Genomic DNA, 14,040 nt, shown 5'->3' on the forward strand with positions numbered 1-14,040 from the left:
GAAAATCAACGGCCAAATTGTACAACTCATAAAAAATAGACAAACTCGATTTTCATCGAGTTTGTCTACAGTCTGAGACCACAATAAGTGGTCTCTTTAGGAAAGGAATTTTTTTCTGTCTCTTATGAGATTCTGATGAGTACAATTCGTGATAGAGAGCTGGTTAAATGGCAAGCAGCATTAATTATGCCAGAACTATATGACTCGTGAATTACTCAAAAAAGGATTTATCTAACCTGTGAAAGGGTGAAGGCTTATGAACGGACAAAGATATATAGCTTTCTGTCCATCCTGTACATTTACAGTGTTTTCAGGAAACACTTAGCCTAAATAATTATAAAGTCAAATGTACGTGTAGGTGTCATTTTGTTTTAGATATTAACTTTACAGAAAGGATTAAAAATATGGTCTTACGTTAAAGAGCCGAACTTGAAAAAGATTTTTATAAGAATGAACTGTTTGAAAATGGGATATTTCAAAACGTCCCAAGGAAAGCAACTCTGAGAACTCATTGTATGACCTTGAGTGCATTTACCATAGAGAAAAAAAAGCGAAGTTGATATATGACCAATCAAAAGGAACGCCACTTGAGTATATCTTATCTACTCGCCTTGTTGCTTCTTGGAAATTAGACGGAACCAAATTATCTGGACTAAAACCGCAATAACTACACCTACTAGAGTATCCGTCATTCTATCTATGGCATAATGTTTCGTTTGGTGTTCAAGTACAAAAACAAATAATATCGTGAGTGCGACTTGATGAATTACTGTTTTGTCAAATTTTAACCATTGCGTGATAAAACATCCTAAAAGAATTAATAGTCCTAAACTCCATCCATTTATACTCATATGTCTTGCAATGAGCACAATGACGGAAATACCAATCATGGTTCCAATTACACGTTGTATGGATCGTTGGACCGTTTTGTCCATTGTTGATTGAAGGCATAGGATGACCGTGAGTGGAGCTAGGTAAGGATGAGCGGAACCCAATAGTTTTGATAATTCCCTGGACAGGGCTGAACCTATTGCCATTTTCCATATTAGTATTGAAAAGTTCTTATTTGGCACTTCGTGTTTTTTTGTTTTCATATTTACCTCGGGATAATACTCTACTTTTTTATAGAATCCTTCGTATGGTGAATTTCTATGTATATGGATTAATTGTTTTTCTATGTAGTTGAATAAGTAAGAACTATTGATTATGTTGCTACACAGTTCGTTGATGAAGAACAGGAGGTATAGAAGTTGAGATGCATGGGGAATGAAAGGCTTGTGACGGTGGATTTTTTATCCAGCAATTATAGATGGAGATAAGGTTTGTTCATCATACGCTGCTGAAGAGGAGCAGCAAAGGTTTTAGTTGAAGATGATGAATGAAATGCTGTTAGAAAGCATGTCTAATACTACTGCTATAGTGAGTTAAAATATTAGATATTGCCCCAATGAATTAATTGACGATGAAGAAAATGGAGTTTTAGTTCAATATAGGATTGCAAGCAGAAACGATGATATCTATGTTCAATCATCCGAATACAACCCTAGCGATGGGAATAGCTGGTTTAAAAAAGGTAGTAAAGGAAATTCAACAAGAAATTTATGCAGATTCTTGGGACGTTTTGTCAGGTCAGCACTTGAAAATCGTCAATTGAAAATTAAAAACCTACAATTAGTCAAAAGGATTGATACCGAAATTAAACATAAAAAAACAGTCAAGTTCATTCTGAACTGACCCAGGATTCGAATGGCGGGTCTTTTGGTTTATAAGTTCCATAGGGGTGCACTAAAAAAGACCACAATAATGAACTGCACCCCAATTGTTAGACACCAAAAACCGGCTAGCTATCAATTGCTTCGTACGAGCTCTATGCCAATAGCTGAATGTGGACTTATTTTTCATGCTGAAGATCAGCTGCCCTTCAAATATCAAGATCAATGGTTCTCCGTATGGGTAGGGTCTGAACTTCCATCTAATAGAGCAGGATCTATAATGATTCTTGGGTAAATGGCTTCTTTTTTCAAATTGATATGCTTTGATAAAGCGTGATCCAAATGATACATTACCTTCGCTTTCATTTTTCCCCTCGTTTTGAGCAACAAAGTTTTCAATAGTTTTTAAAGCTTTTAGAAGGTCTTCAAAATATTTGGATCTTCTTTGCTTTTTGCAACTAAATTACTAAATCCTTAGATATCTAAAAAGGCACTCAAACAATTCGTATATTGTAGTTGCTGCTCATTTAGGTATCCTTTCTCCATAGAAATCTCCTCGTTTTTTATAAAATTCCATGGGTTGGAAATATATTGTTATCCCCTTTATAAGTATAATCTCAACAACTTGTTACATCTCTTCCTCAATCCTGTATTTAAATAATTTCTCATTGTAAACAAAAAGAACCTTCTCTTGGGAGTTTACATAAGCTAAATCAACTAAAGAATTGAGGGGGAATTACTAAAAATGTATGGTTTAATAAATGATGATATAAATGTAAATGATTTAAGAAGAATTGGTTTTGGTGGAGGGCACTTTGGAGGTTTTGGTGGAGGGCACTTTGGAGGTTTTGGGAGACCATTTGGATTTGGAAGACCGTTTGGTTTTGGATTTCCTTTTCTAGGAGGGCTTGCTGCAGGAGCGTTGCTTGCAGGGCCATATTATGGTGGCTATGGATATGGTGGCTATGGGTATGATGGCTATGGATATCCAGGATATGCTCCATACCTATCCCCATATTCATACTACCCTTATTGAGAAAAGAAGTTAGTGGCTAAGAGCAAATATGAGAGAGCGAATATGAAATTGTACAGATACTTCTAATTTTAAAGCCCTTATCTTTAAAGTGGGGCTTAATTTTTATTAAAAAGGTAAATCATCAGGAATTGCAGGGTTAACCTCTTCACTAACTCCGTAATATCAATGTCTCCATTATAAACAACTTTAAAATCACCACTAAAAGCATATTCCCTTTTAATCTGTTGAAACCATTCGTATGCGGCAATTGCAGCTGCCAATCTGAATAAGTAGCTCAGAAACTTCATGAGTTGCGGGTAATGTTCAAAATATGGCTCTCCTTAATTGGTGAGGGGTTAAAGAGCGTTCGTTCGTATATAATGGGTAAAAAGGGGGGTTCCCTTTTGATGTCTATTCGTGACCGAGGAATTCTAATTTCGTCTAGTAATGCTACTGAAGCAAAAAACATACTGGAAACAATTCCTCAAAACAACACCTTCCATTATGGGATTAGCTTTTCTGGGGTATCTTGGTAGAACCATTCTTGAAGTTATAGAAAAACATGTGATAGTCAATTATTCACATTTAATAGAATTGAAAAAAATTCAAGAAATATTTAAAATGATACATATGATGTTTCATTACATATAATTGGATATGAGGGAACCATCAACCTACCTTTTAAGTTAAAAATATACTAAATATAGTGTGATTTCATACAAACATCGGTATATTAACCTTATCTCATTCCCTTAGGATATCTGAGTTGCTTTTTCTCTATTTCCTTTTTCAATGCGGATGAAGAACGGAATAATGAGACTTAGAAGTAGTATTCCGGCCAACGATGCAAAGGTAATCAAATGACAGCCACTTTTGACCAATGCAATTGATACAATTGGTCCGATAGAGGCACCTAAGAAAGCCATAAACATATGAAACGAAACAGCAATACCACGAGAAGATCCAGCTAGTTGTCCAATTAATGAAATGATGGTAGGAAGGGTCAAGGCAATACCTGTAACTAACTAACATTCCAATGATACCAACAGCTCGAATCAATAATATTTGCCAGTGGTTTAATCCAAAATTAGGACCAGTTAGATAACTTACTAGGGTTGTATAATAGCCAGCTAGTGAAATAAAGAGCACTGTTGAAATAATATAGTAAATAGGTAAGTCTTTTTTATTAAATATTACTCCAATTTTAATAAAATAAGAGAAAACAGACCCTTTAGGTTTCTTATTTGCATCCCCTGGTATAAAATAGGCGATTAATATAGCGGATATAAAAAAGACAGACTTTGCAAGGAGAGAAGTCTGTCAAAAAACAAATCAAGTCAATCAATCAACTCTTCGGTCTTACCGCATATTAGTAGATTCCGTTAGGAATAGACTACTATTTCGTATCTACATATTATTTGCACCAGAACCCATATTACCATTATGATCTCAATACCATTACTATTTGGGTCCTACCTCGGCCCAAACCCTTATTAGAAAGCAAAGCAAGTACAACCGATACCCCATTTAGTTCCATCATTTCCTATTACGGTATGAGTGTGTTGATGGAGAGGGTTACTGCAACTATGTTTGTGATCATGGGCATCGTGAGAAAGTATATTGTCGGCTAGGTTAGCACCACCATAACCATAAACTCCCGTCGGTGACCAATCAGGTGATGCTGGCGGCAATTCAGGTGATAAATTTTTAAATTCATCATTTCCATAAACAACCTGCCCACCCATAATGGTGAGTAATGATTCAAGGTCTTTGATTTCTTCTTCTGGCACAGTAAAGTAGTCAGCAGACAATACAGCAATATCAGCAAACTGACCTACTGCAAGGGTACCCTTTTTATCTTCATCACCGGAGAACCATGCACTTCCTTTGGAATATAGTTCCAGAGCTACTTTTCTGTCAAGTTTATTCTTTTCATCGTATATCGAAAGACCACCAATGGTTTTTCCTGCAACCATCCAGTAAAGAGCAACCCAAGGGTTATAGCTGGAAACCCTCGTTGCATCACTACCGGCGCCAACAGGTATACCCAGGTCTAGCATACGATAAATCGGAGGAGTATGCTTTGCAGCTTCCTTTCCGTATAAATCAACAAAGTATTCACCTTGGAAAGCCATGCGGTCTTGGATGGCAATACCGCCATTTAAAGCCTTAACACGTTCCATACTACGATCTGAGATTGTTTCTGCATGGTCAAACCACCAGCGTAGACCATTAAATGGAATTTCTCTGTTGACTTCCTCAAAAACATTTAAGAAACGTGTTATTGACTCGTCATAAGTTGCATGTAAACGGAATGGCCAACGGTTTTCCACCAATAGAGAAATTACTTTCTTTAAGTCAGCTTCCATCACCGTAGCTAGGTCGGGCTGTGGCATTTGAAATTTTTCAAAATCGGCTGCCGAGAATACTAACATTTCTCCAGCACCATTCATTTTATACTTATCATTTCCTTGACCCGGAGAAACAATTTTTGCCCATGAAGCAAAGTCTTCATATTCATGATCTGGATTTTGCGTAAATAGATTATAAGCAATACGCAAAGTTAATTGATCCTTCTCGGCTAAATGTTCAACAACTTTGTAATCATCAGGATAATTTTGGAATCCGCCACCTGCGTCAATGGCACTTGTGATACCTAATCTATTTAATTCGCGCATAAAATGGCGAGTAGAGTTAATCTGATCGTCAATATTAAGTACTGGAGCTCTACCCAAACTTGAATATAGAATAGAAGCGTTAGGATTGGCAATTAAAAGACCCGTTGGATTACCTCGTTTATCTCGCTGAATTAAACAGCCCGGAGGATCTGGGGTATCTTTTGTGTATCCCAGTGCACGCAACCCTGCACGATTAACAAGTGCTCTATCATAAAGATGTAGCACAAAGACAGGTGTGTCTTCAGAAACAGCATTAATCTCTTCCAAAGTTGGCATCCGTCTTTCTTTAAATTGAAATTCAGACCAACCTCCAACTACTCTTACCCACTGGGGAGCAGGTGTACGCCTTGCCTGCTCTCTAAGCATTTCCAGAGCAATAGCAAGTAATGGCACACCTTCCCAGCGCAATTCCATATTATAATGAAGACCGCCACGAATAACGTGTATATGAGAGTCATTCAAGCCCGGAATAGCTCTCTTTCTTTTAAGGTCTATTTTTTTGGTATTTTCTGTGGCACTATCAAGAAGCTCATCTCCACCTACTGCAGTGATTAAACCATCAGTTATGGCGATAGCCGATACCTCAGGTTGAGATGGGTCAAGGGTAGTGATTTTTCCGTTATATAAGATCATATCCGGTAAATTCATGTTCACACCTCGTCTACTTCCTATTATTCTGTAACCATGGATGAAATATTTTACCGAGAATCGGCATTACTACCCATGATAGCAAGGACACTATACATACTGAAACAAAAAAAGCTGACATAATAGGAATCATATTTTTTATAAAAGGTCCTACCACTTTAGGAACCAACATGCTAAGAGGCCATACACCAAGAACGGTAACAATGGACATTTTCCATTTTGGCGGTGGAACTGGCATTTTCGGAGTAACAAACCAATAAGCCAAACTGCTTTCAGTTTTGTACGTTGGATTAGTAGCTTGAAATAGTTCTGCCTTTTTTAACAAATCTCGACGAATATCTGATTCTTGCCAAGCACGAAGATGCTCATACGTATCAAAGCGAAAAACAACAGTATACTCTCTGGATCCGTTATTGGGGACTATTAGATTTACGCCTAAATGCCCTGGAAATTTAGTAGCGGCAGCTTCGATTTCATGTCTCCACGTTTCAAACTGTTTTTCTCTACCTTCTTGAATTTCCCATGTAACAATCGTTGTTACTGGACCACCAGCATCCATAGTGTTCCCTGTATGAGTTTCTCCGACAGATACTCTTTCTTGATTCATATTTTCCTGCTTGGAGGCGCGCCATGTACCATAGTATATGCGTATTCCACACCTTGACCATAAGCGCCAGTGTGTTCTTTTACAATATCCATAACAGCATCATAAGTGTCTTTGCGTGCCCAGTCACGTTGGTATTCAAGTAAAACTTGAATTGCTGTCACTGGAATTGCTCCAGCTTGTTCTACACGACGCATAGCAGCGTTATGTGCTGTCAAACTAGTACCACCTGAAGCATCATCAACTGCATAAACTTCAAAGCCAGCTTTAATTGCTTCAAGCACAGGGAATGCAAGGCAAACTTCAGTCCAAAGTGCTGCAAATATCAATTTTTTTCTACCTGTTGCTTTAACTGCCTCAACAAATTTTGAATCTTCCCAAGAGTTCATTGAACTACGTTCTATAATTTCATGGTTTGGAAATATGTCAAGAATTTGTGGCCAAAAATAACCAGAAAAGCTTTGTGTTTCAACTGTAGTAAGAATAGTAGGTACGTTAAAAGCTTTTGCTGATTTAGCAAGCAGCATAACGTTATTCATTAATGTTTGTCTGTCAATGCTTGCAACTCCAAAAGTCATTTGAGGCTGAAAATCGATCAAAATTAATGCACTGTTCTCCGGAGTTAACAATTCTAAATTACTCATAATAAAACACTCCTTTTTTAAAATTTTTTCAAATAAAGTTTTTTGAAACAATTTTAATATTTTTTTAAAGGCAATTATTAGTTTCAGCTGTAATCGTAAAAATAAAAGCCTTGCTATACTTCTTATTTAAAAAGTAGCGCTGATTAAATCAGCGCTACTTTTATGCTATCCACTTTTTAAAAAAGTGATTTATAGCTATTTCTTAGGAATAAATTTATGCATTTTGTTTACTAAGATCTCGCTGAGCTCCCATATAGCTTCCAATTACATTTTGATAACCTGGAAGATTACTAGCAAGCAAATTGCCAAAACCTTCGACATCGTTGCGCCAATCGCGTTGTAGTTCGCATGCTACGCTAAACCAGTTCATAAGTTGCACGCCACTATGTGCCATACGCGTATTGGCAGCTTCTGCAACTTGTTTACTGAAAGTTCCTGAAGCATCAGTAACAGCAAATACTTCATACCCAGCTTTTATAGCGGAAAGTGCCGGGAAAGCAACGCAAACATCCGTAACTACGCCCGCGATAATAAGTTGTTTTTTTCCAGTTTTTTTGATTGCATTTACAAAATCATCATTATCCCATGCGTTAATTTGTCCAGGACGAGCTATTTTTGGCTCGTTAGGAAAAAGATCAACCAATTCTTGCATTAGTGGTCCATTAGGTCCGTTTTCAAAGCTTGTTGTTAAAATAACTGGTAAATCAAAAAACTTAGCAGTGTGAGCAAGAGCCAAAACATTGTTCTTAAATTCATCAACACCATAATCACGAACTAGTCCAGCCATAAGGCCAGTTTGATGATCCACTAAAAGAACGACAGCATCATCTTTGGAAATACGAGAATAGAGATCAGACATTATGTATTCCTCCTAATATTAAAGTAATGAAGAAAGTTTAAACATTGGAATATTTTCCATAAATTTCTTCATTTGGCGCAATCAGTTTATAACTAAACTTATATTAACGTCAATAATTTTCTTGAAAATCAGAGAAAAACGTCAAATTTATTTTTAAAAATGCTTGCTCTACTTCTATTTATCTAAAGCAGGAGTTTTATCTATCCAATTTATAAATTGTTGTAAATAACGCTGAAGATAACGTTTTGTCTTTTCGTCAGTAAGCACTTTCTGATCGGAATCAATCTTTTCATGTACTTGAGAAATCAGCACTTTTTGAAATGGAAGAACATGAACTTGCATAGTTTCTAGTATTTCTCTGATTTGCATCTGAGCATAAACAGTACCTAACCCCCCAGGAGTTGCTCCAATTAGGCCAACCGGTTTTCTGCTAAGAACAGCGGATTCCCGAGGTCTTGATGCCCAGTCCAATGCATTCTTTAATACGCCTGGAATTCCAGAATTGTACTCTGGACTTACAATAATGATACCGTCAACGTCCTGGATAGCAGATTTAAATGATGTCACTGTTTCTGGAACACTTATTTCTAAGTCTTCATTAAAAAAAGGTAGATTATTTATCTCGATCCAACGAAATTGATGGGAATCATCCATCTCTGTTAATGATTGAGCAATGATTCGATTATAAGAGTTTTTTCGTAAACTACCACAAATAAGGCCAATGGTCTTATACATATATTTCCTCCTTTGTTAAAATCACCTCATCGTACCATGATATAGCAAAATGAAAAAAGTGGCTTTATGCCTAATCTCAAACTGTTTAATTTAATGAAGTGTTTATTACAAAAAATCTAGGATGTAAGGATTTCTCATTAGTTTTCTTATTATTGGCTAGTGTTTGCAGCTATGGCAAATAGACTATGTCTATATTATTTTCTTTTCCAATCACTTTATATTTCCAGCATACTAGTAACTATAAAAAAATTGGAGGGAGTGCAGAAATGGAAGAAAAGAAAATCACCATAAATAGCTATCTGCTTCTCTGATTGAATAAAGGTGAATCTTCTTGCTATTTCAAATAGTAATCGCAAATTCAATATAGCTTCCTGGTGAAACTTCAATAATGACAACCTTAACTATAACTATTTTCTCCTTCTGACCTATTTCATATGAATCATTGGAAATCATATATCATCAATATCACTTTGATATCGAAAATGTTGGGCGATACCCCTTTATTTAACCAAACTTAATAATGGATATAGTGAATAATTTTCAAGATTCTTTTTTTAATAAAATTAAAGATCAAATATTTATAGACAATAAAAAACTTCGCATAAAGGAAAAAACACCCTTAAAGTCGTATATACAATTATCGACAAATTGGCGATGCTTTTTTAAGGTTAGTGTCTAACCGGAATAAAAATGGGAGTGAAAATAAAATGAGTAAAAAAACGATGGGTATTCACCACATTACTGCAATTGTTGGTCATCCTCAAGAGAATGTTGATTTCTATGCAGGTGTATTAGGTTTACGTTTAGTGAAAAAAACTGTCAATTTTGATGACCCAGGTACCTACCATCTTTATTTTGGTAATGAGGGTGGAAAACCAGGAACAATCATGACATTTTTTCCATGGGCAGGAGCTAGTCAAGGAAAAATTGGTGATGGTCAAGTAGGCGTTACATCTTATGTTGTTCCAAAAGGAGCTATGAAGTTCTGGAAAAAAAGACTGGAATCCTTCAATATTCCGTTTACTGTAAGGGAGCGCTTTAGCGAGGAATACTTGGAGTTTGATGACCCACATGGGCTACACTTGGAAATTGTTGAAAGGGAAGAAGGCGAAGTAAATACATGGACCTTTGGCGGGGTAACACCTGAGGTAGCTATTAAAGGCTTTGGCGGTGCTACTTTATTATCGGCCTATCCTGACAAAACGGCTGTATTGTTAGAAAACATATTGGGACTAGAATTAATCGGCAAGGAAGGCGGCTTTGCACGTTACCGTTCTTCAGCAGAAATTGGCAATGTCATTGACTTAAAATTAACGCCAATTGGACGCGGGACAATGGGTGCTGGAACCGTACATCACATTGCATGGCGGGCAAAGGATGATCAAGACCAATTGGAATGGCAAAAATATGTTGAGGAAAACGGATATGAGGTAACTCCTGTACGAGATCGAAACTATTTTAATGCGATTTACTTTAAAGAACACGGGGAAATTCTCTTTGAGATTGCAACAGATCCTCCTGGATTTTCTCACGATGAATCTGAAGCGACGATGGGAGAAAAATTAATGTTGCCAGAGCAGTATGAACAGTTTAGAGAGCAGATTAAACAAAGTATTTTACCATTTGAGGTAAGAGAATTAAAGTTGTGAGCTGGTTAGCTGGTACAAATTATGCAAAATTAGGTGAGATTTTTTCCATAGAGAGACTTAATTAATTTCTTAATCAAAGTAATGAAAAGAATGGGAATGGTGAGGTTGCAAAAAACAACAGGGATCCATCATATTACAGCAATGGTGAACGATGCCCAAAGAAGTATTGATTTTTATGCTGGCATACTGGGGTTAAGACTTGTAAAAAAGACGATAAACTTTGATCGTCCAGAGGTCTATCATCTTTATTTTGGAAATGAAACTGGTCAACCTGGGTCTGTTATAACTTTTTTTCCGTGGTCAAACCAGTTAAAAGGTCGAATTGGCACAGGACAGGTTGGAGTAACCAGTTTTATCATCCCAAATCAATCCATTAAATTTTGGGAAAATCGTTTGAAAAAATTTAGAATTAGGTTTATTCAATCCCTACGTTTTGGAGAAAAATATTTACAATTTCAAGATCCGGATGGTCTCGAAATTGAATTAGTGGAACGAAATGAAGGCCCAAAAAATAATTGGAGTTTTGGAGAAGTCGATTCAGAGGTCGCAATTAAAGGGTTTGGTGGAGCTATTTTAATTTCAACTCAACCTAATAAAACTGCGGATGTGCTTGAAAACGTATTAGGGCTCGAATGTCTTGGGCAAGAAGCGAGCTTCCTTAGGTTTAAATCGGATGGTCAGTTTGGAAATACAATTGATATTAAGCTAACTCCTTCGGTTCGCGGGTTAAAAGGGGCCGGAACTGTTCACCATATCGCATGGAGGGCAAAGGATGACCAAGATCTTTTGAGATGGAGAACACTTCTTCAAGATAAGGAGTATTATCCGACTGAGATTCGTGATCGAAACTACTTCAATGCTGTGTATTTCCATGAACAAGGTGGTATCCTTTTTGAAATAGCGACCGATCCGCCAGGCTTTTCCGTTGATGAAGCTGTCGCTGAGCTTGGTAATAAACTGATGTTACCATCTTGGCTGGAGCCAAAACGAGAAGAATTAGAAGAAGCCTTACCTACTGTGGAAGTTCGCGTTCTGGAGGGAGATCAATCATGAAACATATATTTAATAAGGGTAAAGATTCAACGAAACCAACGTTATTATTACTGCATGGTACTGGCGGAAATGAATTAGATTTATTACCTATTGCGGGAAGAGTTGATGACGGGGCATCAGTGCTAAGTGTCCGCGGAAATGTATTGGAAAATGGAATGCCTCGATTCTTCCGGAGATTAGCTGAAGGTGTATTCGATGAGGAAGATCTGATTTTCCGTACAAAAGAATTAAATGAGTTTCTTGATGAGTCTGCTGCAAAGTATAATTTTGATCGAGACAACATGATAGCTATTGGATACTCAAATGGAGCTAATATAGCTGCTAGTTTATTATTTCACTACCAAAATGCATTAAAGGGAGCCATCCTCCATCACCCGATGGTACCGAGAAAAGGAATTGTTCTTCCTGATTTGTCAGGAAAATCAGTCTTTATTGCTGCTGGTAAAAATGATCCTATATGTTCGCCGATGGAATCTAATGAACTTCAATCCTTATTTGAAAAGGCTAATGCAAAAATTGAAGTTCATTGGGAAAATAGTGGGCATCAATTGACTGTTGATGAAGTTGAAGCTGCGGCTTACTGGTATCGCAGAGTCTTTTAAAATTTGCAAGTGAAATCGACAAATAAGCCTTGATATTTTAGGAACGGCTGTGATTCCTAATTCCCTTAATTGGAGATACCCCAATTGGAGTTGCTTAGAAATCTCTTATTCAATTTTTCAGTTTTAATTTTTTTCAATGATTTACACACCTTGGTTTAAACAAATAAATTGTAATCTAATATATTTTTTTCATAATTTTTCAATTTTAATAGTTGGGAATATAATAATTTCTATAAACATTTTGTAAAAAAAGTATTTTAAATGTTTTGGATAAAGAGTTTTTTTGATCAGCTAAGCAAGAATATAGGGTTAATAAAGAAACTTCATGGGAGGAATTTTTATATGGCAAAATTTACTGTAGGTAATGAAAATCATGCTCCAATTGAACTTTATTATGAGGATCAGGGTTCAGGGAAACCCATTGTCTTAATACATGGTTGGCCTTTAAGTGGACGCTCTTGGGAATATCAGGTGCCAGCTCTTATTGAAGCAGGTTACAGAGTCATAACATATGATCGCCGAGGATTTGGAAAATCATCTCAGCCGTGGGAAGGATATGAATATGATACACTTGCTTCTGATTTACATAAACTGTTGGAACATTTAAATCTTCAAAATGTCACACTTGTTGGTTTTTCTATGGGTGGAGGTGAGGTAGCTCGGTACATTAGTTCGTATGGAACAGATCGTATTGAAAAGGCTGTTTTTGCTGGAGCAGTTCCTCCTTATTTATACAAATCAGAGGATCATCCTGAAGGAGCATTAGATGATGCAACAATTGAAGAATTCAAAAGTGGCGTGATAAATGACCGCCTTGCATTTCTTGACAAATTTACAAAGGGATTTTTCGCGGCTGGTAATCAAACAGATTTAGTTAGTGAGCCATTCCGTTTATATAATCGGGATATTGCAGCTAGTGCCTCTCCAAAGGGAACGCTCGATTGTATAACGGCCTTTAGTAAGACAGATTTTAGAAAGGACTTGGAAAAGATCAATATTCCTACTCTTATTATTCACGGTGACTCTGATGCAACTGTACCTTTTGAGTTAAGTGGAAAACGTACATATGATTCCATTCCTGGTAGTAAACTCGCTCTAATAAAGGGTGGTCCGCATGGATTACACGCAACTCATCCAAAAGAATTTAATGAAGCGTTACTAACATTTTTAAAAGACTAATAAAGTAATGACAGTTTTACTTAAATGAGAAAAAGCATTCTTTGTTAATAATATCGTATGAATCAGGTGTTGAAGAACTCCTTATCCGTATGCACTTTAGTTGAAAAAACAGCACAAAAGGATCTTCGTTTGGGGCTGTTGACAAATACCCCTTTAAACAAAGAAAGATGAACATCTACTGAATGTAGTGTTTATCTTTTTTTTGTTTACTATATTTTGGGTCCGGTTATGAAATTCTTTAGTTTGTCAACAGTCCCGTTTGAAGATCCTTTTTCACTCCCATTTTCTCTTTAATTTTGATTAAATGAATAATCTTGTTTTTTCATTTTATAATTTACTCAATCTGATGTATTTTTATGGATTTGAAATAAAGTCGCGATGTTTTGTCTCTATAAAAAAGTTCCCTTCCTTAGAAAAAATTAAGGGTACTTAAATAAAAATAAGTTTCCAAAAACGAAGGTTTTTCCGGTACTTTTCCCGGCAAAGCTTCGGTTTTTTTATGCCAATACCTGAAAAAATCCCAATCGTAAATTAATATAATTCCATTCTCATTTTCAATCAGATTCAATCTTGATCCAATCGTTTTTCTAAGGCTGTTCTCCTCCAATTCTTGCCCCCTCAGGGTTCTGACGGTTCTCTGTTTTTTTCAGTTGGTTCCCTCA

General features: G+C 36.5%; 13 protein-coding genes and 1 pseudogene. 7 read left to right on the forward strand and 7 right to left on the reverse strand.

Translation table 11 applies throughout. From position 1 onward, the window contains the following. Positions 1-602: 602 nt before the first annotated feature. Complete coding sequence (locus N9I19_RS21985; RefSeq protein WP_317778978.1) at positions 603-1,094, reverse strand: FUSC family protein; 492 nt, start codon at positions 1,092-1,094, stop codon at positions 603-605. A 425-nt stretch (positions 1,095-1,519) separates the two neighbouring features. On the opposite strand from N9I19_RS21985, the gene N9I19_RS21990 reads away from it, so the two are divergent. Beyond that, complete coding sequence (locus tag N9I19_RS21990; protein WP_284149564.1) at positions 1,520-1,654, forward strand: hypothetical protein; 135 nt, start codon at positions 1,520-1,522, stop codon at positions 1,652-1,654. A gap of 280 nt (positions 1,655-1,934) precedes the next feature. On the opposite strand, the gene N9I19_RS21995 is transcribed toward N9I19_RS21990, so the two are convergent. After that, positions 1,935-2,078, reverse strand: coding sequence for a hypothetical protein (locus N9I19_RS21995; RefSeq protein WP_176432034.1), 144 nt, complete (start codon positions 2,076-2,078; stop codon positions 1,935-1,937). A gap of 379 nt (positions 2,079-2,457) precedes the next feature. Here N9I19_RS21995 and N9I19_RS22000 point away from each other — a divergent pair, with 379 nt between their 5' ends. Both N9I19_RS22000 and N9I19_RS25505 read left to right on the forward strand, forming a co-directional pair. Beyond that, a complete protein-coding gene (locus N9I19_RS22000) occupies positions 2,458-2,748 on the forward strand; it encodes a hypothetical protein (protein WP_317778979.1) in 291 nt (96 codons plus the stop codon). 1,268 nt (positions 2,749-4,016) lie between these two features. Next, a pseudogene (locus tag N9I19_RS25505) lies at positions 4,017-4,100 on the forward strand (IS6 family transposase); the annotation flags it as partial. A gap of 120 nt (positions 4,101-4,220) precedes the next feature. Here N9I19_RS25505 and N9I19_RS22005 read toward each other — a convergent pair. The 5 genes from N9I19_RS22005 to N9I19_RS22025 all read right to left on the reverse strand — a co-directional run bounded on the left by N9I19_RS22005 (position 4,221) and on the right by N9I19_RS22025 (position 8,895). Continuing rightward, positions 4,221-6,053: an amidohydrolase gene (locus N9I19_RS22005; RefSeq protein WP_317778980.1), complete on the reverse strand. Its 1,833-nt coding sequence runs from the start codon at positions 6,051-6,053 to the stop codon at positions 4,221-4,223. A gap of 13 nt (positions 6,054-6,066) precedes the next feature. Next, positions 6,067-6,660 carry an antibiotic biosynthesis monooxygenase gene (locus tag N9I19_RS22010; protein ID WP_317778981.1) on the reverse strand — a complete coding sequence of 198 codons (594 nt, stop codon included), beginning with the start codon at positions 6,658-6,660 and terminating at the stop codon, positions 6,067-6,069. Then, the gene (locus N9I19_RS22015) at positions 6,657-7,301 is read right to left on the reverse strand and encodes a hydrolase (RefSeq protein ID WP_317778982.1); all 645 of its coding nucleotides are present in this window, start codon (positions 7,299-7,301) and stop codon (positions 6,657-6,659) included. The genes N9I19_RS22010 and N9I19_RS22015 overlap by 4 nt, the downstream gene beginning before the upstream one ends. 214 nt (positions 7,302-7,515) lie before the next feature. Then, on the reverse strand, positions 7,516-8,160 hold the full coding sequence (gene ycaC, locus N9I19_RS22020; protein ID WP_284471172.1) for an isochorismate family cysteine hydrolase YcaC: 645 nt from the start codon (positions 8,158-8,160) through the stop codon (positions 7,516-7,518). A 174-nt stretch (positions 8,161-8,334) separates the two neighbouring features. Further along, a complete protein-coding gene (locus tag N9I19_RS22025; RefSeq protein ID WP_317778983.1) occupies positions 8,335-8,895 on the reverse strand; it encodes an NADPH-dependent FMN reductase in 561 nt (186 codons plus the stop codon). 707 nt (positions 8,896-9,602) lie between these two features. Between N9I19_RS22025 and N9I19_RS22030 the strand changes: the two genes are divergently transcribed. The 4 genes from N9I19_RS22030 (at position 9,603) to N9I19_RS22045 (ending at position 13,378) form a co-directional block, all read left to right on the forward strand. Continuing rightward, on the forward strand, positions 9,603-10,544 hold the full coding sequence (locus tag N9I19_RS22030) for a ring-cleaving dioxygenase (RefSeq protein ID WP_317778984.1): 942 nt from the start codon (positions 9,603-9,605) through the stop codon (positions 10,542-10,544). 96 nt (positions 10,545-10,640) lie between these two features. After that, positions 10,641-11,597 carry a ring-cleaving dioxygenase gene (locus N9I19_RS22035; protein WP_317778985.1) on the forward strand — a complete coding sequence of 319 codons (957 nt, stop codon included), beginning with the start codon at positions 10,641-10,643 and terminating at the stop codon, positions 11,595-11,597. Continuing rightward, entirely contained in the window at positions 11,594-12,199 is a 606-nt protein-coding gene (locus N9I19_RS22040; protein WP_317778986.1) for an alpha/beta hydrolase, read from the forward strand. The genes N9I19_RS22035 and N9I19_RS22040 overlap by 4 nt, the downstream gene beginning before the upstream one ends. A gap of 342 nt (positions 12,200-12,541) precedes the next feature. After that, positions 12,542-13,378 (forward strand): alpha/beta fold hydrolase, encoded by an 837-nt coding sequence (locus N9I19_RS22045; protein ID WP_317778987.1) that lies wholly within the window; start codon positions 12,542-12,544, stop codon positions 13,376-13,378. Positions 13,379-14,040: the final 662 nt, after the last annotated feature.

Source organism: Peribacillus sp. CSMR9 (genome assembly GCF_033141925.1).
GTDB lineage: Bacteria > Bacillota > Bacilli > Bacillales > DSM-1321 > Peribacillus > Peribacillus simplex_A.

Excerpts from the sequence above, each read along its gene's own strand:
- N9I19_RS21985 (WP_317778978.1), bottom strand. The coding sequence starts at position 1,094 with ATGAAAACAAAAAAACACGAAGTGCCAAATAAGAACTTTTCAATACTA.
- N9I19_RS21990 (WP_284149564.1), top strand. The coding sequence starts at position 1,520 with ATGTTCAATCATCCGAATACAACCCTAGCGATGGGAATAGCTGGTTTA.
- N9I19_RS21995 (WP_176432034.1), bottom strand. The coding sequence starts at position 2,078 with ATGAAAGCGAAGGTAATGTATCATTTGGATCACGCTTTATCAAAGCAT.
- N9I19_RS22000 (WP_317778979.1), top strand. The coding sequence starts at position 2,458 with ATGTATGGTTTAATAAATGATGATATAAATGTAAATGATTTAAGAAGA.
- N9I19_RS22005 (WP_317778980.1), bottom strand. The coding sequence starts at position 6,053 with ATGAATTTACCGGATATGATCTTATATAACGGAAAAATCACTACCCTT.
- N9I19_RS22010 (WP_317778981.1), bottom strand. The coding sequence starts at position 6,660 with ATGAATCAAGAAAGAGTATCTGTCGGAGAAACTCATACAGGGAACACT.
- N9I19_RS22015 (WP_317778982.1), bottom strand. The coding sequence starts at position 7,301 with ATGAGTAATTTAGAATTGTTAACTCCGGAGAACAGTGCATTAATTTTG.
- ycaC (WP_284471172.1), bottom strand. The coding sequence starts at position 8,160 with ATGTCTGATCTCTATTCTCGTATTTCCAAAGATGATGCTGTCGTTCTT.
- N9I19_RS22025 (WP_317778983.1), bottom strand. The coding sequence starts at position 8,895 with ATGTATAAGACCATTGGCCTTATTTGTGGTAGTTTACGAAAAAACTCT.
- N9I19_RS22030 (WP_317778984.1), top strand. The coding sequence starts at position 9,603 with ATGAGTAAAAAAACGATGGGTATTCACCACATTACTGCAATTGTTGGT.
- N9I19_RS22035 (WP_317778985.1), top strand. The coding sequence starts at position 10,641 with ATGGTGAGGTTGCAAAAAACAACAGGGATCCATCATATTACAGCAATG.
- N9I19_RS22040 (WP_317778986.1), top strand. The coding sequence starts at position 11,594 with ATGAAACATATATTTAATAAGGGTAAAGATTCAACGAAACCAACGTTA.
- N9I19_RS22045 (WP_317778987.1), top strand. The coding sequence starts at position 12,542 with ATGGCAAAATTTACTGTAGGTAATGAAAATCATGCTCCAATTGAACTT.